This window comes from Roseateles sp. (assembly GCF_039595595.1).
Lineage (GTDB): Bacteria > Pseudomonadota > Gammaproteobacteria > Burkholderiales > Burkholderiaceae_C > Roseateles.
The window spans coordinates 1-17,018 of sequence record NZ_JBCNLG010000035.1; the positions used below are offsets into that span (position 1 = coordinate 1).

Sequence of the window (17,018 nt, forward strand, 5' to 3'; positions counted from 1 at the left end):
AAGTTTGAACGTACCAAGCCGCACGTGAACGTGGGCACGATTGGTCACGTTGACCATGGCAAGACGACGCTGACGGCCGCGATCGCGACCGTGCTGGCCTCCAAGTTCGGCGGCGAAGCCAAGGCCTACGACCAGATCGACGCGGCTCCTGAAGAAAAGGCGCGCGGCATCACGATCAACACGGCGCACGTGGAGTACGAGACGGCCAACCGGCACTACGCGCACGTGGACTGCCCGGGCCACGCCGACTACGTGAAGAACATGATCACGGGCGCGGCGCAGATGGACGGCGCGATCCTGGTGTGCTCGGCCGCTGACGGCCCGATGCCCCAGACCCGCGAGCACATTCTGCTGGCGCGTCAGGTGGGCGTGAAGTACATCATCGTCTTCCTGAACAAGTGCGACATGGTGGACGACGCCGAGCTGCTGGAGCTGGTGGAAATGGAAGTCCGCGAGCTGCTGAGCAAGTACGACTTCCCGGGCGACGACACCCCGATCATCAAGGGTTCGGCCAAGCTGGCGCTGGAAGGCGACAAGGGCGAACTGGGCGAAGGCGCGATCATGGCGCTGGCCGATGCGCTGGACAGCTACATCCCCACGCCCGAGCGCGCGGTGGACGGCGCGTTCCTGCTGCCGGTGGAAGACGTGTTCTCGATCTCGGGCCGCGGCACCGTGGTGACGGGCCGTGTCGAGCGCGGCATCGTCAAGGTCGGCGAGGAAATCGAGATCGTGGGTATCCGCGATCTGCAGAAGACCACCGTGACCGGCGTGGAAATGTTCCGCAAGCTGCTGGACCAAGGTCAGGCGGGCGACAACGTGGGCATCCTGCTGCGCGGCACCAAGCGTGAAGACGTCGAGCGTGGCCAGGTGCTGGCCAAGCCGGGCACGATCAAGCCGCACACGCACTTCACTGCTGAGATCTACGTGCTGAGCAAGGAAGAGGGCGGCCGTCACACCCCGTTCTTCAACAACTACCGTCCCCAGTTCTACTTCCGCACGACGGACGTGACTGGTGCCGTGGAGCTGCCGAAGGACAAGGAAATGGTCATGCCGGGCGACAACGTCAGCATCACCGTGAAGCTGATCGCTCCGATCGCCATGGAAGAAGGTCTGCGCTTCGCCATCCGTGAAGGCGGTCGTACCGTCGGCTCGGGCGTCGTGGCCACCATCATCGAGTAATTCTTTTGCTGGTACCCCGCCGGGTGCCGTCGAGGCTGCCGCCTGATTCGGGCGGTGGCGTTGACGTCCGGCGGTGTCACTGCTCTCTCCGCGACGCCTGAGGCGTTGCGTCGCTCTTTGAAGGAAAAGTCATGTCTACCAAGCAAAAGATCCGCATCCGGCTGAAGGCCTTCGATTACAAGCTGATCGATCAATCGGCGCTGGAAATCGTGGACACCGCCAAGCGTACCGGCGCGATCGTCAAGGGCCCGGTGCCTCTGCCGACGCGCAAGGAGCGTTTCGACATCCTGCGTTCGCCGCACGTCAACAAGACGTCGCGTGACCAGTTTGAAATCCGTACCCATCAGCGGCTGATGGACATCGTCGATCCGACCGACAAGACGGTTGACGCGCTGATGAAGCTGGACCTGCCGGCTGGCGTGGACGTCGAAATCAAGCTGCAGTAATGCGGCATGGGTCCGCCGGGTCGCCCGGACGTGCTCTTGAAGGCGACCTTCGGGTCGCCTTTTTCATGCTGCGCGGACCGCTTGCTTGCGGGCTCATCAGGGTTGGCGCTATACTCGCCAGCTTTTCCGCGCCTGGGTTCCCTGGTGCGGTTCGTTGCATCGCGTGACGGCGGGTTGTCGGGGCCTTTACTCCTGACCCCTTCAGTGCGCGGTGATTGTCGGCCCGGCCAATCGATGTCGGGTGTGTGAAATGACTTCAGGCGCGAGGCGGTGTCTCCGTCAGTGCGTTCGGGGTCAGGAGAAAACCATGAGTCTTAGCAATCGTCTCGGATTGCTGGGCCGCAAGGTTGGCATGATGCGTGTGTTCACGGTCGACGGCGATACCGTCCCCGTGACCGTGCTGGACGTGTCCAACAACCGCGTGACCCAGGTCAAGACCGAAGAAACCGACGGCTACAGCGCCATCCAGGTGACCTACGGCGCGCGCAAGGCGTCCCGCGTCACCAAGCCTGAAGCGGGTCACCTCGCCAAGGCTGGCGTTGAAGCCGGCGAAATCATCAAAGAATTCCGCGTGGATGCCGCGGTCGCCGCCGAATACAAGGCCGGCGCTCAAGTCCCCGTGACGCTGTTCGCCGCCGGCCAACTGGTCGATGTGCAGGGCACCTCGATCGGTAAGGGCTTCGCAGGCACCATCAAGCGCCACAACTTCGGTTCGCAGCGCGCTTCGCACGGTAACAGCCGCTCGCACAACGTTCCGGGCTCCATCTCGATGGCGCAGGATCCGGGTCGCGTGTTCCCGGGCAAGAAGATGTCGGGCCACCTCGGCGACGTCACCGTGACCGTCCAGAATCTGGACGTGGTCCGCATCGACGAAGCCCGCCAACTGGTGCTGGTCCGTGGTGCCGTTCCTGGCGCGAAGGAAGGATTCGTCGTGATCCGTCCGGCCGTCAAGGTCAAGGTCAAGAAGGGAGCCAACTGATGCAACTCGAGCTCCTGAATGAGCAGGGTCAAGCGACGTCGAAGGTCGACGCTCCCGACACCCTTTTCGCTCGTGATTACAACGAAGCCCTGGTGCACCAGGTGGTCGTGGCCTACCAGGCCAACGCCCGTCAAGGCACCCGTGCTCAGCTGACCCGCGCTGAAGTCCGTCACTCGACGAAGAAGCCGTTCCGTCAGAAGGGCACCGGCAACGCGCGTGCTGGTATGACCTCGTCGCCGCTGTGGCGCGGGGGCGGTCGCATCTTCCCGAACAAGCCTGACGAGAACTTCTCGCACAAGCTGAACAAGAAGATGTACCGCGCCGGCATGGCCGCCATCCTCTCGCAGCTGGCTCGTGAAGGCCGACTGGCCGTGGTGGATTCGATCTCGATCGAAGCGCCGAAGACCAAGCTGCTGGCGACGAAGCTGAAGGCGATGGGTCTGGACCACGTCATGGTCATCTCCGACCAGGTCGATGACAACCTGCTGCTGGCATCGCGCAACCTGCCCAACGTGCTGGTCGTGGAGCCGCGCTACGTCGATCCGCTGTCGCTGGTCTTCTACAAGAAGGTCCTGGTGACGAAGGCGGCCATCGAGCAACTGAAGGAGATGCTGGCATGAGCGCGCCCAAGTTTGCTGAAGGCCGTCTGGCCAAGGTGCTGCTCGCTCCGATCGTGTCCGAGAAGGCCACGATGGCTGGCGAAAAGTACAACCAAGTCCTGTTCAAGGTCTTGCGCGATGCGACGAAGCTTGAGATCAAGGCCGCTGTTGAACAGATGTTCAAGGTCGAAGTCGAAGCCGTGAACGTCGTCAACGTCAAGGGCAAGACCAAGCGCTTCGGTGGCCGTGTGGGCCGTCGCGACCACGTCAAGAAGGCGTATGTGTCGCTGAAGGCCGGCCAGGAGCTCAACTTCTCCGGGGAGGCTGCGTAATGGCCGTCGTTAAAGTCAAGCCGACCTCACCAGGCCGTCGTGGCGTGGTGAAGGTGGTGCACAAGCACCTCCACAAGGGCGCTCCCGAGGCTTCGCTGCTCGAGCCGCAAAAGCAGAAGTCTGGCCGTAACAACAACGGTCACATCACGATGCGCCACAAGGGCGGTGGTCACAAGCACCACTACCGGGTGGTGGACTTCCGTCGCAACAAGGACGGCATCCCCGCGAAGGTCGAGCGCATCGAGTACGACCCGAACCGTACGGCTCACATCGCCCTGGTGTGCTATGCCGACGGTGAGCGTCGCTACATCATTGCGCCGCGCAACCTGGAAGTCGGTTCCACGATCCTGAGCGGCGCCGAGGCTCCGATCAAGGTTGGCAACACGCTGCCCATCCGCAACATCCCCGTGGGTTCGACGATCCACTGCGTGGAACTGCTGCCGAGCAAGGGTGCCCAGATCGCCCGCTCGGCCGGCACTTCTGTGGTGCTGATGGCTCGCGATGGCGCCTACGCTCAGATCCGTCTGCGCTCGGGTGAAGTTCGCCGCGTTCACATCGATTGCCGCGCCACCATCGGTGAAGTGAGCAACGAAGAGCACAGCCTGCGCCAGTACGGCAAGGCCGGCGCCATTCGCTGGAAGGGCATCCGTCCGACCGTGCGTGGTACCGCCATGAACCCGGTCGACCACCCGCACGGTGGCGGTGAGGGTCGTACGGGTGAAGGTCAGGCCCCTGTGTCGCCGTGGAACACCCTGACGAAGGGCTACCGCACTCGCAACAACAAGCGCACGCAGACCTTCATCGTCTCGCGTCGCAAGAAGTAAGGGGTAGACCAACATGGCTCGTTCCCTCAAGAAGGGTCCCTTTGTGGATCACCACCTGCTGGCAAAGGTCGACAAGGCTGTTGCCATCAAGGACAAGAAGCCCATCAAGACCTGGTCGCGTCGCTCGACGATCCTGCCCGAGTTCATCGGTCTGACGATCGCCGTGCACAACGGCAAGCAGCACGTGCCGGTCTACGTGTCGGACCAGATGGTCGGTCACAAGCTGGGTGAATTCGCTCTGACCCGCACCTTCAAGGGCCACCCGGCCGACAAGAAGGCCGGTAAGAAGTAAGGATGACGACGATGGAAACCAAAGCAATCGTTCGTGGCGTCCGCCTGTCGTTCGATAAGGGCCGCCTCGTGGCGGACCTGATCCGCGGCAAGAAGGTGGATCAAGCGCTGAACATCCTCGAGTTCACCCAGAAGAAGGCCGCGCTGATCATCAAGAAGGCGCTGGAATCGGCGATCGCCAATGCTGAGCACAACGACGGTGCCGACATTGACGAGCTGAAGGTCACTTCGATCTACGTGGAGCAGGGCACCACGCTGAAGCGGTTCTCCGCGCGTGCCAAGGGCCGCGGCAACCGCATCAGCAAGCCGACCTGCCATATCTACGTGACCGTCGGCAACTGAGCCTGAAGGAAGACTATGGGACAGAAAATTCATCCGACTGGCTTCCGCCTGCCCGTCACCCGTAACTGGGCGTCGCGCTGGTACGCGAACAACCAGAACTTCGCCAGCATGCTGGCCGAGGATCTGCAAGTCCGCGACTTCCTGAAGGCCAAGCTGAAGAACGCCGCGGTGTCGCGCATCCTGATCGAGCGTCCCGCCAAGAACGCCCGCATCACGATCTTCTCGGCGCGTCCGGGCGTCGTGATCGGCAAGAAGGGCGAGGACATCGAGAATCTGAAGGCTGAGCTGGCCAAGCGTCTGGGCGTGCCCGTCGCGGTCAACATCGAAGAAGTGCGCAAGCCCGAGATCGATGCCCAGCTGATCGCTGACTCGATCACCCAGCAGCTCGAGAAGCGCATCATGTTCCGCCGCGCCATGAAGCGTGCGATGCAGAACGCGATGCGCCTGGGCGCCCAGGGCATCAAGATCATGTCGGCCGGCCGTCTGAACGGCATCGAAATCGCTCGCACCGAGTGGTATCGCGAAGGCCGTGTGCCCCTGCACACCCTGAAGGCGGACATCGATTACGGCTTCTCCGAAGCCAAGACCACCTACGGCGTGATCGGCGTCAAGGTGTGGGTGTATCGCGGTGACCGCCTGGCCAATGGCGAGGCGCCCGTGATCAACACCCCCCCGGGTGCCGAAGATGACCGCCGTCCGCGCCGCAACGCCCGTCCGGGCGCTCCGGGTGGCCGTGGTCGTGGCGACAAGCCTGCCGAAGGCGGCGACAAGCCTGCTGCGAAGCGTGTGGTGCGCAAGCCCGCCGCTGACGGCGGCCAGGCGTAAGGAGAACTCAACATGCTGCAACCCGCTCGTCGCAAATATCGCAAGGAGCAAAAGGGCCGCAACACTGGTGTTGCGACCCGCGGCGCGACCGTCGCTTTCGGTGACTTCGGCCTGAAGGCCACCGAGCGCGGCCGTATCACGGCTCGCCAGATCGAAGCGGCTCGTCGTGCCATTTCGCGTCATATCAAGCGCGGTGGCCGGATCTTCATCCGCATCTTCCCGGACAAGCCGATCTCGCAGAAGCCCGCCGAAGTCCGTATGGGTAACGGCAAGGGCAACCCGGAGTACTACGTGGCTGAAATCCAGCCGGGCAAGGTGCTCTACGAGATCAACGGCGTGCCTGAGGCTCTGGCGCGCGAAGCGTTCACGCTGGCTGCTGCGAAGCTGCCGCTGCGTTGCACCTTCGTGACCCGCCAGCTCGGCGCCTGATTGGAGAACACCCCATGAAAGCATCTGAACTGCGCGCCAAGGACGAGGCGGCCCTCAAGAAGGAGGTCGTCTCCCTGCTGAAGGCTCACTTCGGTCTGCGCATGCAAAAGGCGACGCAACAACTGACCAACACCTCGGTGCTGGGCAAGACGCGTCGTGACATCGCCCGCGCCAAGACCATCCTGGCCGAGAAGAAGGGAGCCGCGAAATGACGCAAGCTCAAGAGAAGAACACGCGCACCCTGGTCGGTCGTGTCGTCAGCGACAAGCGCGCGAAGACGGTGACCGTGCTGGTCGAGCGCCGTGCCAAGCACGAGCTCTACGGCAAGATCGTTGCTCGTTCCCGCAAGTACCACGCCCATGATGAAAAGGGCGAGTACAAGATGGGCGACATCGTCGAGATCGCCGAGGGCCGCCCGCTGTCGAAGACCAAGAGCTGGGTCGTGACCCGTCTGGTCGAGAAGGCTCAACTGGTCTGATCGAGGAGCCGCCTCTACGGCGGCGGCGCCGCGGCGAGTCAACCCGTCGCGTATCAAGAGGCTGGAGTATCGGTATTTCCGATGCCCGGCCTCTTTTCATTTTTCGCGGCAAACTCTGCCGCCAATCTTCAACGACAACAGGAGTGCGACATGCTGAAAGTGGGCGATCGACTGCCGGCAGGCAATCTGCAGGAATTCATCGAGGTGGAGGGCAATGGCTGCTCGCTTGGTCCCAACACCTTCGATATCGAAAAGCTGACCGCGGGCAAGACGGTGGCAATCTTTGCTCTCCCTGGTGCGTTCACGCCCACCTGTTCGGCGCAGCATGTGCCGGGCTATGTCGCGAACGCGGAGGCCTTCAAGGCTGCGGGTGTGGACGAAATCTGGTGCATTTCGGTGAACGACGCTTTCGTGATGGGCGCCTGGGGCCGCGATCAGAAGACGGCAGGCAAGGTGCGCATGATGGCCGATGGCAGTGCCGCCTTCACGCAGGCGACCGGCTTGTCGCTTGACCTGGTCGCTCGCGGCATGGGACTTCGCTCCCAGCGCTACTCGATGCTCGTCAAGGACGGGGTCGTCAAGACCTTGAATATCGAGGCCCCGGGCAAGTTCGAGGTCAGCGATGCCGCGACACTGCTTGCGCAAGCGAAGGCGCTTTGACGCCTAAAACCTCCAGTTGACAGGCGGCTTGTGCCTCGCGCATAATCCGCAGCTTCGCCGAAAGGTGGTTCCGTCACTCGACGGGCTTCGTGACCAGCGCACGAAGCAGCTGCCCTCGGTTCTAGGTTTCTTGCCCATGAAGGCCAGACGCGGGTCGCCGCAAGGTGACAAGTGCTTGGCTTACGGGCCCAAGACTGACCGCTCTCTGGATGGCTGCGATGGTCGCAGTTGCCTGAGCGGGAAAAGTTGGGGACAGACATGATCCAAATGCAATCGCGACTCGACGTCGCGGACAACACTGGCGCCAAGTCCGTCATGTGCATCAAGGTGCTTGGTGGTTCCAAGCGTCGCTATGCGCATATTGGCGACATCATCAAGGTCAGCATCAAGGAAGCTGCTCCGCGCGGCCGCGTCAAAAAGGGCGAGGTCTACAGCGCGGTTGTCGTGCGCACCGCCAAGGGCGTGCGTCGTCAAGACGGCTCCCTGGTCAAGTTCGACGGCAATGCCGCCGTGCTGCTGAACGCCAAGCTGGAGCCCATCGGCACCCGCATCTTCGGCCCGGTGACGCGTGAACTGCGTACCGAGCGCTTCATGAAGATTGTGTCGCTGGCGCCTGAGGTGCTCTAAGCCCCGCTCAGACAAAGGTATTGCCATGAACAAGATTCGCACAGGCGACGAGGTCATCGTTCTGACCGGCCGCGACAAGGGTAAGCGCGGCACCGTGACGCAGCGCGTTGACGAGGACCACGTCCTGGTCGAGGGCATCAACGTCGTCAAGAAGCACGTCAAGCCGAACCCGATGAAGGGCACGACTGGCGGCATCGTGGACAAGTCCATGCCCATCCATCAATCCAACGTGGCGATCTTCAACGCCGCCTCCGGCAAGGCCGATCGCGTGGGCATCAAGCTCGGCGACAACGGCAAGCGAGTGCGCGTGTTCAAGTCGACCGGCGAAGAGATCAAGGCCTAAGGGGTAAGACATGTCTCGTTTGCAAGAGTTCTATCGCGAGAAGGTCGTCCCCGGTCTGACCGAGAAGTTCGGCTACAAGTCCGTGATGGAAGTGCCGCGCATCACCAAGATCACCCTGAACATGGGCGTGAGCGAGGCCGTGGCTGACAAGAAGGTCATGGATCACGCCGTCGGCGACCTGACCAAGATTGCTGGTCAAAAGCCCGTGGTCACGAAGTCGAAGAAGGCGATCGCCGGCTTCAAGATCCGTGATGGCGTGCCCATCGGTTGCATGGTGACCCTGCGCGGCGCCACGATGTATGAGTTCCTGGACCGTTTCGTCACCGTGGCCCTGCCGCGCGTGCGTGACTTCCGTGGTATCTCCGGCCGCTCGTTCGACGGTCGCGGCAACTACAACATCGGCGTCAAAGAACAGATCATCTTCCCCGAAATCGAGTACGACAAGGTGGATGCTCTGCGTGGTCTGAACATCAGCATCACGACGACGGCCAAGACGGATGACGAAGCCAAAGCTCTGCTGGCTGCGTTCAAGTTCCCGTTCAAGAACTGAGGTGACCCGTGGCAAAACTCTCGATCAAGCAGCGTGAGCTGAAGCGCGCCCAACTGGTCGCCAAGTACGCGAAGAAGTACGCGGAACTGAAGGCCATCATCGACGACAGCAAGAAGTCGGATGAAGAGCGTTATCTGGCTCGCCTGGAGCTGCAAAAGCTGCCCCGGAACGCCAACCCGACCCGCCAGCGCAACCGCTGTGAACTGACCGGCCGCCCGCGCGGCACGTTCCGCAAGTTCGGCCTGGCTCGTAACAAGATTCGTGAGCTGGCCTTCAAGGGCGACATCCCTGGTGTCGTCAAGGCCAGCTGGTAATCGGCAGGTTTAGGAGATTTCGTATGAGCATGAGTGATCCTATCGCCGATATGCTGACCCGCATTCGCAACGCCCAGAGCGTTGAGAAGGCCAGCGTCGTGATGCCTTCGTCCAAGCTGAAGGTCGCGATCGCCAAGGTCCTGAAGGATGAAGGCTATATCGACGACTTCGCGGTGCGTGGCGATGCAGCCCGCCCCGAGCTCGAGATCGCGCTGAAGTACTACGCCGGCCGTCCGGTGATCGAGCGCATCGAGCGCGTGAGCCGTCCTGGCCTGCGCATCTACAAGGGCCGCCACGACATTCCTCAGGTCATGAATGGCCTGGGTGTGGCGATCGTCACCACGCCCAAGGGCGTGATGACCGACCGCAAAGCGCGTCAAGCCGGTGTCGGCGGCGAAGTGCTTTGCTACGTCGCCTAAGCCAAGGAGAGACAGACAATGTCCCGCGTTGGAAAAATGCCGGTCGTCGTCCCGCAAGGCGTGGATGTGGCGATCGCTGCTGACAAGATCAGCATCAAGGGCGCCCAAGGCACCCTGTTCGTGGCCGTGAACCCCCTGGTGACGGTCAAGTCGGAAGGCGGCAAGCTGACCTTCGTCCCGACCAACGAATCGGCTGATGCCGATGCGATGAGCGGCACGATGCGTGCGCTGCTGAACAACATGGTCAACGGCGTCAGCAAGGGCTTCGAAAAGAAGCTGAACCTGGTTGGCGTGGGTTTCCGTGCCCAAGCCCAAGGCCAGAAGCTGAACCTGCAGATCGGTTTCTCGCATCCGGTCGTCAAGGACATGCCGGCCGGCATCAAGGTTGAATGCCCGACCCAGACCGAAATCCTCATCAAGGGCGCGGATCGCCAGGTTGTCGGCCAGATCGCCGCTGAAGTGCGCGCGATCCGTCCGCCGGAGCCCTACAAGGGCAAGGGCATCCGTTACGCCGACGAGAAGGTCTCCCTCAAAGAGACCAAGAAGAAGTAAGGAGCCGCGCCATGCTGAACAAGAAGGAACAACGCCTGCGTCGTTCGCGTCAAACGCGTGCTCGCATCGCTCTCCAGCGCGTGGCCCGTCTGACGGTCTTCCGCTCGAACCTGCACATCTACGCCTCGGTGATTTCCGAAGACGGCCAGCGCGTGCTGGCTTCCGCTTCGACCGCCGAGAAGGAAGTGCGTACGCAGCTGTCGGGCAAGGGCGGCAACGTCGCTGCCGCGACGCTGATCGGCAAGCGCATCGCCGAGAAGGCGAAGGCTGCTGGCGTCGAGAAGGTTGCTTTCGACCGTTCGGGCTTCGCTTACCACGGTCGAGTCAAGGCCCTGGCTGAAGCCGCGCGTGAAGCCGGCCTGCAGTTCTGACGCTCAAAGGATTAGGAAATGGCAAAGTTTCAACCCCGCGCTCAGACCGAAGGCAACGACGACGGCCTGAAGGAAAAGATGATCGCGGTCAACCGCGTCACGAAGGTTGTGAAGGGCGGCCGCACGCTGTCCTTCGCTGCGCTGACCGTGGTCGGTGACGGCGATGGCCGCATCGGCATGGGCAAGGGCAAGGCCAAGGAAGTGCCCGTCGCCGTCCAGAAGGCGATGGAGTCCGCCCGCCGCAACATGATCAAGGTGGCCCTGCGCAATGGCACCATCCAGCACAACGTGGTGGGTGAGCATGGCGCGGCGCACGTGATCATGGCTCCGGCGCCGGCTGGTACCGGCGTGATCGCCGGCGGCCCGATGCGCGCTGTCTTCGAAGTGATGGGTGTGACCGACATCGTGACCAAGAGCCACGGTTCGACCAACCCTTACAACATGGTTCGTGCAACGCTGGACGCGCTCAAGCGCTGCTCGACGCCGTCCCAAGTGGCGGCCAAGCGTGGCAAGACGGTTGAAGAAATCTTCAACTGAGCGCCAGGAGATCGAGATGTCTGAAAAGAAAACGCTCACGGTCAAGCTGGTCCGCAGCCCGATCGGCTGCCGCGCGGACCATCGCGCGACGGTCGTAGGCCTGGGTCTTCGCAAGCTCAACAGCACGAAGACGCTGGAAGACACGCCCGCCGTGCGCGGCATGATCAACAAGATCGCCTACTTGGTGCAGGTGCTCTAAGCACGGCATCGACGAGGAACACAAGATGCAACTCAATACCATCAAGCCCGCCGCTGGTGCCAAGCACGCCAAGCGTCGCGTGGGCCGTGGCATCGGCTCCGGTCTGGGCAAGACCGCTGGCCGCGGGCACAAGGGTCAGAAGTCGCGCGCCGGTGGCTTCCACAAGGTCGGCTTCGAAGGCGGTCAGATGCCGCTGCAGCGTCGCCTGCCCAAGCGCGGTTTCAAGTCGCTGGCTCGCCCGTTCAATGCGGAAGTCACGCTGTCGGAACTGAACCAGCTGACCGGTGACGAGATCGATCTGCTGACGCTGAAGGCTGTTGGCCTGGTGTCCGAGCTGGCGAAGTCCGTGAAGGTCATCAAGTCCGGCGAAATCACCCGCAAGGTGAGCGTCAAGGGACTGGGCGTGACGGCCGGCGCCAAGGCAGCCATCGAAGCCGCTGGCGGCTCCGTCGCTTAATCAGCCAAGCACAGGACTAGGCAGCAGTGGCAAGCAACGCATCCCAGTTGGCCAAGAGCGGCAAGTTCGGCGACCTGCGTCGTCGACTGATGTTCCTGGTACTTGCGCTGGTCGTTTACCGCATCGGAGCCCATATTCCGGTGCCAGGTATCGATCCGACGCAGCTTCAGCAGCTGTTCAAGGGCCAACAGGGCGGGATCCTGAGCCTGTTCAACATGTTCTCGGGCGGAGCGCTGTCGCGTTTCACCGTCTTTGCGCTGGGCATCATGCCCTACATCTCGGCCTCTATCGTCATGCAACTCATGACGTACGTCGTGCCGAGCCTGGAAGCGCTGAAGAAGGAAGGCGAGGCCGGCCGTCGGAAGATCACCCAGTACACGCGCTACGGCACGCTGGGCTTGGCGATTTTCCAAAGCCTGAGCATTGCATTCGCACTGGAGAGCTCGCCGGGGCTGGTGCTCAACCCGGGTTTCGGTTTCCGCATCACTGCGGTGACGAGCCTGGTGGCTGGCACGATGTTCCTGATGTGGCTGGGTGAACAGATCACCGAGCGCGGTCTGGGCAACGGGATTTCGATCCTGATCTTCGGCGGTATCGCTGCAGGTCTGCCCGGCGCGATTGGGGGGCTGCTCGAGCTGGTTCGCACTGGGGCGATGAGCGTGATCTCCTGCTTGGTCGTGATCGCGATCGTGATCGGCGTGACCTATCTGGTGGTGTTCGTCGAGCGCGGCCAGCGCAAGATCCTGGTGAATTACGCCAAGCGGCAGGTCGGGAACAAGGTATACGGCGGTCAAAGTTCGCATCTGCCGCTGAAACTGAACATGTCGGGCGTGATTCCGCCGATCTTCGCGTCGTCGATCATCCTGCTGCCCACCACCTTGGTCAGCTGGTTCGCGACCGGTGACAGCATGCGCTGGCTGAAGGACATCGCAGATGCACTGCGGCCGGGGCAGCCGATCTATGTGCTGCTGTATTCGGCTGCGATCGTGTTTTTCTGCTTCTTCTATACGGCGTTGGTCTTCAACAGTCGTGAGACGGCAGACAACCTGAAGAAGAGCGGTGCGTTCATCCCTGGGATTCGTCCTGGTGACCAGACGGCCCGGCATATTGACAAGATCCTGTCCCGGCTGACGCTGGCAGGCGCGGTGTACATCACCGGTGTGTGTCTTCTGCCGGAGTTCCTGACGCTGAAGTACAACGTCCCGTTCTATTTCGGTGGCACGTCGCTGTTGATCATCGTGGTTGTCACCATGGACTTCTGGGCGCAGGTCCAGTCCTATGTGATGAGCCAGCAGTATGAGTCGCTGTTGAAGAAGGCCAGTTTCAAGGCCAACTGACGCGCAAGGCTGAAGAGATTATTTGGACCCAATCCAGTCGGTCACGAAGGTATGGCGAAAGACGACGTCATTCAAATGCAGGGTGAGATTCTTGAGAACCTCCCTAATGCAACCTTCCGAGTCAAGCTGGAGAACGGTCATGTCGTTCTCGGTCACATTTCCGGGAAGATGCGGATGCATTACATCCGCATCCTTCCTGGCGACAAGGTGACTGTTGAGCTGACACCGTACGATTTGAGTCGTGCTCGCATCGTGTTCCGGGCGAAGTGAGCTTCTTAGCAACCCCCGGATCAACGCTGATTGAGCGAACAGAGTAGGTCAAGGAGCAGACCATGAAAGTTTCGGCATCCGTCAAGAAGATGTGCCGCAATTGCAAGATCATCCGCCGCAACGGCGTGGTGCGTGTGATCTGTACCGATCCCCGCCACAAGCAGCGCCAAGGCTGATTGGCCTCACGACTGCAAGCGAATTAGAGGACGCACATGGCACGTATTGCTGGTATCAACATTCCGCCGCACAAGCACACCGAGATCGGTCTGACCTCGATCTACGGCATTGGCCGTACGACCGCGCAGAAGATCTGCAACAGCTGCGGCATTCCGCTGGACAAGAAGGTCAAGGACCTGAATGACTCCGATCTGGAAAAGATCCGTGAGGAAGTCGGCCGACTGACCATCGAAGGCGACCTGCGTCGCGAGATGTCCATCAACATCAAGCGTCTGATGGACCTGGGTTGCTATCGTGGCTTCCGCCATCGCCGTGGCCTGCCGGTGCGCGGCCAGCGTACCCGCACGAATGCCCGCACCCGCAAGGGTCCGCGCAAGTCGGCGGCGACTGGCAAGAAGTAACCCGCGGCATCTGAAGAAAGCTAACCATGGCAAAAGCACCCAATAACTCGGCTGCCCAGCGCGTTCGCAAGAAGGTTCGCAAGAACGTTGCCGACGGCATCGCCCACGTTCACGCTTCGTTCAACAACACCATCATCACGATCACCGATCGTCAGGGTGGAGCGCTGTCCTGGGCCTCGTCGGGCGGCCAGGGCTTCAAGGGCTCGCGCAAGTCGACCCCCTTCGCGGCCCAGGTGGCTGCCGAAGTGGCCGGCCGCGCCGCTCAAGAGCAAGGCATCAAGAACCTGGACGTCAAGATCAAGGGCCCGGGCCCGGGTCGCGAATCGTCGGTGCGCGCCCTGGCCGCACTCGGTATTCGCATCAACTCGATCTCCGACGTGACGCCGGTGCCGCACAACGGCTGCCGTCCGCAGAAGCGTCGCCGCATCTAAGCGGTTTGCGCTGAGCGATCGCGTAGTGCGATAATCTCCGATTCGTTCAGATCGAGCCGGCTGGCGCGTGAGTGCCAGCCGGCCGTTTTGCTGAGATTGGCGGAAACGCCGTCTCTGCGGACGCCAGCGGAAACGCTGGCCTCGCTGAAGTCATCGACTTCTTGAAGCCCACCGTCCGAGCCTACAAAAACACTGGCCGGACTCGCGCGCTGCACGGATTGTCTGTGGGCGCGTCAGATTGATGAAGGACACGCAAAGTGGCACGTTATCTCGGCCCGAAGGCCAAACTTTCCCGCCGTGAAGGCACCGACCTGTTTCTGAAGAGCGCCCGCCGCGCCATCAGCGACAAGGCGAAGTTCGACACGAAGCCTGGCCAGCACGGCCGCACCTCGGGCCAGCGTACCTCTGACTTCGGTCTGCAGCTGCGCGAGAAGCAGAAGGTCAAGCGCATGTATGGCGTGCTGGAGCGTCAGTTCCGCCGCTATTTCGCCGAGGCCGAGCGCCGCAAGGGCTCGACCGGCGTCAACCTGCTGGTCCTGCTGGAATCGCGCCTGGACAACGTCGTCTATCGCATGGGCTTCGGCTCGACCCGCGCGGAAGCCCGCCAGTTGGTCTCGCACAAGAGCATCACGGTGAACGGCCAGGTCGTGAACATCGCCTCCTACCTGGTGAAGGCGGGTGACGTGGTCGCCGTCCGCGAAAAGGCCAAGAAGCAGCTGCGTATCGTCGACAGTCTGAAGCTGGCCGAGTCGATCGGCCTGCCGGCCTGGGTTGCCGTCGATGCCACCAAGATGGAAGGCATCTTCAAGAAGACCCCGGACCGTGACGAGTTCGGCGCCGAGATCAACGAGTCGCTGATCGTTGAGTTGTACTCGCGTTAATTCTTTCTTGCCTGCCGAGCGGCCCTGCAAGGGCCTGCTCGGCTTTTCCTCGTCCGGGCGCCGTCAGCTGTTGTGGGGCGCGCCTGGTTGGTCCCTCAGCCTTATCGGTGTAACGAACCGAGGGTATTGAAAGAAAGACCTCATGCAAACGAATCTGCTCAAACCCAAATCCATCACTGTGGAGCCCCTGGGCGGTCATCGCGCCAAGGTGATCCTGGAGCCGTTCGAACGCGGCTATGGCCACACCCTGGGCAACGCCCTGCGCCGTGTGCTGCTGTCCTCGATGGTGGGTTATGCGCCGACGGAAGTGACGATCGCGGGCGTGCTGCACGAGTACTCCGCCATCGACGGCGTGCAGGAGGACGTGGTTCACATCATGCTGAACCTCAAGGGCGTGGTGTTCCGGCTGCACAACCGTGAAGAAGTGACCCTGGTCCTGCGCAAGGAAGGTGAAGGCCCGGTCACTGCCGCCGACATCCAGACCCCGCACGACGTCGAGATCATCAACCCCGATCACGTCATCGCCCACCTGTCGCAAGGCGGCAAGCTGGACATGCAGATCAAGGTCGAGAAGGGCCGCGGCTACGTGCCCGGCAACATGCGCCGCTACGGCGACGAGCCGACCAAGGCCATCGGCCGCATCGTGCTGGACGCGTCGTTCAGCCCGGTCAAGCGGGTGAGCTACGCCGTCGAAAATGCTCGCGTCGAACAGCGTACCGACCTGGACAAGCTGGTCATGGAGATCGAGACCAACGGTGCGATCAGCCCCGAGGAAGCGATCCGTGCCTCCGCCAAGATCCTGGTCGAGCAGATGGCCGTCTTCGCCCAGCTGCAAGGCACGGATCTGGTCGACGTGTTCGACCAGGCGCCGGCTGCCCGTTCCAGCAGCTTCGACCCGATCCTGCTGCGTCCGGTCGACGAGCTCGAACTGACCGTTCGCTCGGCCAACTGCCTGAAGGCCGAGAACATCTACTACATCGGTGACCTGATCCAGCGCACCGAGACCGAGCTGCTGAAGACCCCGAACCTGGGTCGCAAGTCGCTCAACGAGATCAAGGAAGTGCTCGCCTCGCGCGGCTTGACCCTGGGCTCGCGTCTCGAGAACTGGCCGCCCCAAGGTCTCGACAAGCGTTGATTTTTGAAAGAGGGCGGGTCTGACGACTCGCCCGGTGCCCCCGGCAGTACCTGATCCGGCTGCCGGCAATAACTGAAGGAAAGGAAAGCACCATGCGCCACCGTAATGGCCTCCGCAAGCTGAACCGTACCAGCGAACACCGCGCCGCGATGTTCCGCAACATGGCGGTCTCGCTGCTGCAGCACGAAGCGATCAAGACCACCCTGCCCAAGGCCAAGGAACTGCGCCGCATCGTCGAGCCGCTGATCACCCTGGCCAAGGAGCCGACCGTCGCGAACCGTCGCCTGGCGTTCAACCGCCTGCGCGACCGCGACATCGTCGTCAAGCTGTTCAACGAGTTGGGTCCCCGTTTCGCCACCCGTCCGGGCGGCTACACCCGCATCCTGAAGATGGGCTTCCGTGTCGGCGACAACGCTCCGATGGCGTACGTCGAGCTGGTCGACCGTCCCGAAGCGGCCGAAGGCGAAGCCGCCGAGTAATCGGCGACGCGCCCGCGCGCATTGAAAAGGCCAGCAGCGATGCTGGCCTTTTTTCTTGTGTATCCGCGATACGCGCACCAGATGCCTGGGATCGTGCCTGTCGAGTGTCATGCCTCGCGCTTGGCGCTAAGCTTCGCGCCTTTCCGATCCTCAG

31 protein-coding genes are annotated in these 17,018 nt (G+C 62.1%); all 31 read left to right on the top strand.

The genetic code is table 11. The features are described from left to right. On the top strand, nt 1-1,179 hold a 1,179-nt coding region (tuf, locus tag ABDW61_RS24025; protein ID WP_343642416.1), incomplete at its 5' end, for an elongation factor Tu. Between the two features lie 131 nt (nt 1,180-1,310). Next, on the top strand, nt 1,311-1,625 hold the full coding sequence (gene rpsJ, locus ABDW61_RS24030) for a 30S ribosomal protein S10 (RefSeq protein ID WP_067065169.1): 315 nt from the start codon (nt 1,311-1,313) through the stop codon (nt 1,623-1,625). A gap of 307 nt (nt 1,626-1,932) precedes the next feature. Beyond that, nucleotides 1,933-2,604: a 50S ribosomal protein L3 gene (rplC, locus tag ABDW61_RS24035; RefSeq protein WP_343642418.1), complete on the top strand. Its 672-nt coding sequence runs from the start codon at nt 1,933-1,935 to the stop codon at nt 2,602-2,604. Beyond that, nucleotides 2,604-3,224 carry a 50S ribosomal protein L4 gene (gene rplD / locus ABDW61_RS24040; protein WP_343642419.1) on the top strand — a complete coding sequence of 207 codons (621 nt, stop codon included), beginning with the start codon at nt 2,604-2,606 and terminating at the stop codon, nt 3,222-3,224. The genes rplC and rplD overlap by 1 nt, the downstream gene beginning before the upstream one ends. Further along, nucleotides 3,221-3,535 carry a 50S ribosomal protein L23 gene (rplW, locus tag ABDW61_RS24045; protein ID WP_343642421.1) on the top strand — a complete coding sequence of 105 codons (315 nt, stop codon included), beginning with the start codon at nt 3,221-3,223 and terminating at the stop codon, nt 3,533-3,535. Before rplD ends, rplW begins: the two co-directional genes overlap by 4 nt. Next, nucleotides 3,535-4,359 (top strand): 50S ribosomal protein L2, encoded by an 825-nt coding sequence (gene rplB / locus ABDW61_RS24050; RefSeq protein ID WP_343642422.1) that lies wholly within the window; start codon nt 3,535-3,537, stop codon nt 4,357-4,359. The genes rplW and rplB overlap by 1 nt, the downstream gene beginning before the upstream one ends. Before the next feature lie 13 nt (nt 4,360-4,372). Next, nucleotides 4,373-4,651 carry a 30S ribosomal protein S19 gene (rpsS, locus tag ABDW61_RS24055; protein ID WP_343642423.1) on the top strand — a complete coding sequence of 93 codons (279 nt, stop codon included), beginning with the start codon at nt 4,373-4,375 and terminating at the stop codon, nt 4,649-4,651. A gap of 11 nt (nt 4,652-4,662) precedes the next feature. Next, the gene (gene rplV, locus ABDW61_RS24060) at nt 4,663-4,992 is read left to right on the top strand and encodes a 50S ribosomal protein L22 (RefSeq protein ID WP_058937144.1); all 330 of its coding nucleotides are present in this window, start codon (nt 4,663-4,665) and stop codon (nt 4,990-4,992) included. Between the two features lie 15 nt (nt 4,993-5,007). Then, nucleotides 5,008-5,817, top strand: coding sequence for a 30S ribosomal protein S3 (gene rpsC, locus ABDW61_RS24065; protein WP_067065181.1), 810 nt, complete (start codon nt 5,008-5,010; stop codon nt 5,815-5,817). A 12-nt stretch (nt 5,818-5,829) separates the two neighbouring features. After that, a complete protein-coding gene (gene rplP, locus ABDW61_RS24070; protein WP_088385524.1) occupies nt 5,830-6,246 on the top strand; it encodes a 50S ribosomal protein L16 in 417 nt (138 codons plus the stop codon). Between the two features lie 14 nt (nt 6,247-6,260). Further along, complete coding sequence (gene rpmC / locus ABDW61_RS24075) at nt 6,261-6,458, top strand: 50S ribosomal protein L29 (protein ID WP_343642424.1); 198 nt, start codon at nt 6,261-6,263, stop codon at nt 6,456-6,458. Next, nucleotides 6,455-6,724, top strand: coding sequence for a 30S ribosomal protein S17 (rpsQ, locus tag ABDW61_RS24080; protein ID WP_279757537.1), 270 nt, complete (start codon nt 6,455-6,457; stop codon nt 6,722-6,724). The genes rpmC and rpsQ overlap by 4 nt, the downstream gene beginning before the upstream one ends. 150 nt (nt 6,725-6,874) lie before the next feature. Next, nucleotides 6,875-7,384, top strand: coding sequence for a peroxiredoxin (locus ABDW61_RS24085; RefSeq protein ID WP_343642427.1), 510 nt, complete (start codon nt 6,875-6,877; stop codon nt 7,382-7,384). Between the two features lie 258 nt (nt 7,385-7,642). Beyond that, on the top strand, nt 7,643-8,011 hold the full coding sequence (rplN, locus tag ABDW61_RS24090) for a 50S ribosomal protein L14 (RefSeq protein WP_088484485.1): 369 nt from the start codon (nt 7,643-7,645) through the stop codon (nt 8,009-8,011). Nucleotides 8,012-8,036: 25 nt separating this feature from the next. Continuing rightward, nucleotides 8,037-8,354 (top strand): 50S ribosomal protein L24, encoded by a 318-nt coding sequence (rplX, locus tag ABDW61_RS24095; protein WP_343642429.1) that lies wholly within the window; start codon nt 8,037-8,039, stop codon nt 8,352-8,354. Nucleotides 8,355-8,364: 10 nt separating this feature from the next. After that, complete coding sequence (gene rplE / locus ABDW61_RS24100; RefSeq protein WP_343642431.1) at nt 8,365-8,904, top strand: 50S ribosomal protein L5; 540 nt, start codon at nt 8,365-8,367, stop codon at nt 8,902-8,904. Between the two features lie 8 nt (nt 8,905-8,912). Beyond that, nucleotides 8,913-9,218, top strand: a complete 306-nt coding sequence (gene rpsN / locus ABDW61_RS24105; RefSeq protein ID WP_067065192.1) for a 30S ribosomal protein S14 — start codon at nt 8,913-8,915, stop codon at nt 9,216-9,218. A 23-nt stretch (nt 9,219-9,241) separates the two neighbouring features. Then, a complete protein-coding gene (gene rpsH / locus ABDW61_RS24110; RefSeq protein WP_058933609.1) occupies nt 9,242-9,637 on the top strand; it encodes a 30S ribosomal protein S8 in 396 nt (131 codons plus the stop codon). Between the two features lie 18 nt (nt 9,638-9,655). Next, nucleotides 9,656-10,189: a 50S ribosomal protein L6 gene (gene rplF / locus ABDW61_RS24115; protein WP_343642432.1), complete on the top strand. Its 534-nt coding sequence runs from the start codon at nt 9,656-9,658 to the stop codon at nt 10,187-10,189. Between the two features lie 11 nt (nt 10,190-10,200). Beyond that, nucleotides 10,201-10,560, top strand: coding sequence for a 50S ribosomal protein L18 (rplR, locus tag ABDW61_RS24120; RefSeq protein ID WP_279757533.1), 360 nt, complete (start codon nt 10,201-10,203; stop codon nt 10,558-10,560). An 18-nt stretch (nt 10,561-10,578) separates the two neighbouring features. Further along, nucleotides 10,579-11,097 carry a 30S ribosomal protein S5 gene (rpsE, locus tag ABDW61_RS24125; RefSeq protein ID WP_343642433.1) on the top strand — a complete coding sequence of 173 codons (519 nt, stop codon included), beginning with the start codon at nt 10,579-10,581 and terminating at the stop codon, nt 11,095-11,097. A gap of 16 nt (nt 11,098-11,113) precedes the next feature. Continuing rightward, nucleotides 11,114-11,296 carry a 50S ribosomal protein L30 gene (gene rpmD, locus ABDW61_RS24130; protein ID WP_088385516.1) on the top strand — a complete coding sequence of 61 codons (183 nt, stop codon included), beginning with the start codon at nt 11,114-11,116 and terminating at the stop codon, nt 11,294-11,296. 25 nt (nt 11,297-11,321) lie between these two features. Further along, a complete protein-coding gene (gene rplO / locus ABDW61_RS24135; RefSeq protein WP_343642434.1) occupies nt 11,322-11,753 on the top strand; it encodes a 50S ribosomal protein L15 in 432 nt (143 codons plus the stop codon). A gap of 26 nt (nt 11,754-11,779) precedes the next feature. Next, nucleotides 11,780-13,090 (top strand): preprotein translocase subunit SecY, encoded by a 1,311-nt coding sequence (gene secY, locus ABDW61_RS24140; protein ID WP_343642435.1) that lies wholly within the window; start codon nt 11,780-11,782, stop codon nt 13,088-13,090. 51 nt (nt 13,091-13,141) lie between these two features. Beyond that, on the top strand, nt 13,142-13,360 hold the full coding sequence (gene infA, locus ABDW61_RS24145) for a translation initiation factor IF-1 (RefSeq protein WP_009855680.1): 219 nt from the start codon (nt 13,142-13,144) through the stop codon (nt 13,358-13,360). Nucleotides 13,361-13,422: 62 nt separating this feature from the next. After that, complete coding sequence (gene rpmJ, locus ABDW61_RS24150) at nt 13,423-13,536, top strand: 50S ribosomal protein L36 (RefSeq protein ID WP_058933616.1); 114 nt, start codon at nt 13,423-13,425, stop codon at nt 13,534-13,536. A 36-nt stretch (nt 13,537-13,572) separates the two neighbouring features. Next, complete coding sequence (rpsM, locus tag ABDW61_RS24155; protein ID WP_088404620.1) at nt 13,573-13,938, top strand: 30S ribosomal protein S13; 366 nt, start codon at nt 13,573-13,575, stop codon at nt 13,936-13,938. Nucleotides 13,939-13,964: 26 nt separating this feature from the next. Next, nucleotides 13,965-14,369, top strand: coding sequence for a 30S ribosomal protein S11 (rpsK, locus tag ABDW61_RS24160; protein WP_056194196.1), 405 nt, complete (start codon nt 13,965-13,967; stop codon nt 14,367-14,369). 257 nt (nt 14,370-14,626) lie between these two features. After that, nucleotides 14,627-15,250, top strand: coding sequence for a 30S ribosomal protein S4 (gene rpsD, locus ABDW61_RS24165; protein ID WP_343642436.1), 624 nt, complete (start codon nt 14,627-14,629; stop codon nt 15,248-15,250). 142 nt (nt 15,251-15,392) lie between these two features. Beyond that, a complete protein-coding gene (rpoA, locus tag ABDW61_RS24170) occupies nt 15,393-16,385 on the top strand; it encodes a DNA-directed RNA polymerase subunit alpha (protein ID WP_067278809.1) in 993 nt (330 codons plus the stop codon). A 92-nt stretch (nt 16,386-16,477) separates the two neighbouring features. Beyond that, complete coding sequence (rplQ, locus tag ABDW61_RS24175; protein WP_099860289.1) at nt 16,478-16,864, top strand: 50S ribosomal protein L17; 387 nt, start codon at nt 16,478-16,480, stop codon at nt 16,862-16,864. Nucleotides 16,865-17,018: the final 154 nt, after the last annotated feature.

Coding starts and splice junctions, on each gene's coding strand:
- rpsJ (WP_067065169.1), top strand. CDS start 1,311: ATGTCTACCAAGCAAAAGATCCGCATCCGGCTGAAGGCCTTCGATTAC.
- rplC (WP_343642418.1), top strand. CDS start 1,933: ATGAGTCTTAGCAATCGTCTCGGATTGCTGGGCCGCAAGGTTGGCATG.
- rplD (WP_343642419.1), top strand. CDS start 2,604: ATGCAACTCGAGCTCCTGAATGAGCAGGGTCAAGCGACGTCGAAGGTC.
- rplW (WP_343642421.1), top strand. CDS start 3,221: ATGAGCGCGCCCAAGTTTGCTGAAGGCCGTCTGGCCAAGGTGCTGCTC.
- rplB (WP_343642422.1), top strand. CDS start 3,535: ATGGCCGTCGTTAAAGTCAAGCCGACCTCACCAGGCCGTCGTGGCGTG.
- rpsS (WP_343642423.1), top strand. CDS start 4,373: ATGGCTCGTTCCCTCAAGAAGGGTCCCTTTGTGGATCACCACCTGCTG.
- rplV (WP_058937144.1), top strand. CDS start 4,663: ATGGAAACCAAAGCAATCGTTCGTGGCGTCCGCCTGTCGTTCGATAAG.
- rpsC (WP_067065181.1), top strand. CDS start 5,008: ATGGGACAGAAAATTCATCCGACTGGCTTCCGCCTGCCCGTCACCCGT.
- rplP (WP_088385524.1), top strand. CDS start 5,830: ATGCTGCAACCCGCTCGTCGCAAATATCGCAAGGAGCAAAAGGGCCGC.
- rpmC (WP_343642424.1), top strand. CDS start 6,261: ATGAAAGCATCTGAACTGCGCGCCAAGGACGAGGCGGCCCTCAAGAAG.
- rpsQ (WP_279757537.1), top strand. CDS start 6,455: ATGACGCAAGCTCAAGAGAAGAACACGCGCACCCTGGTCGGTCGTGTC.
- ABDW61_RS24085 (WP_343642427.1), top strand. CDS start 6,875: ATGCTGAAAGTGGGCGATCGACTGCCGGCAGGCAATCTGCAGGAATTC.
- rplN (WP_088484485.1), top strand. CDS start 7,643: ATGATCCAAATGCAATCGCGACTCGACGTCGCGGACAACACTGGCGCC.
- rplX (WP_343642429.1), top strand. CDS start 8,037: ATGAACAAGATTCGCACAGGCGACGAGGTCATCGTTCTGACCGGCCGC.
- rplE (WP_343642431.1), top strand. CDS start 8,365: ATGTCTCGTTTGCAAGAGTTCTATCGCGAGAAGGTCGTCCCCGGTCTG.
- rpsH (WP_058933609.1), top strand. CDS start 9,242: ATGAGCATGAGTGATCCTATCGCCGATATGCTGACCCGCATTCGCAAC.
- rplF (WP_343642432.1), top strand. CDS start 9,656: ATGTCCCGCGTTGGAAAAATGCCGGTCGTCGTCCCGCAAGGCGTGGAT.
- rplR (WP_279757533.1), top strand. CDS start 10,201: ATGCTGAACAAGAAGGAACAACGCCTGCGTCGTTCGCGTCAAACGCGT.
- rpsE (WP_343642433.1), top strand. CDS start 10,579: ATGGCAAAGTTTCAACCCCGCGCTCAGACCGAAGGCAACGACGACGGC.
- rpmD (WP_088385516.1), top strand. CDS start 11,114: ATGTCTGAAAAGAAAACGCTCACGGTCAAGCTGGTCCGCAGCCCGATC.
- rplO (WP_343642434.1), top strand. CDS start 11,322: ATGCAACTCAATACCATCAAGCCCGCCGCTGGTGCCAAGCACGCCAAG.
- infA (WP_009855680.1), top strand. CDS start 13,142: ATGGCGAAAGACGACGTCATTCAAATGCAGGGTGAGATTCTTGAGAAC.
- rpmJ (WP_058933616.1), top strand. CDS start 13,423: ATGAAAGTTTCGGCATCCGTCAAGAAGATGTGCCGCAATTGCAAGATC.
- rpsM (WP_088404620.1), top strand. CDS start 13,573: ATGGCACGTATTGCTGGTATCAACATTCCGCCGCACAAGCACACCGAG.
- rpsK (WP_056194196.1), top strand. CDS start 13,965: ATGGCAAAAGCACCCAATAACTCGGCTGCCCAGCGCGTTCGCAAGAAG.
- rpoA (WP_067278809.1), top strand. CDS start 15,393: ATGCAAACGAATCTGCTCAAACCCAAATCCATCACTGTGGAGCCCCTG.
- rplQ (WP_099860289.1), top strand. CDS start 16,478: ATGCGCCACCGTAATGGCCTCCGCAAGCTGAACCGTACCAGCGAACAC.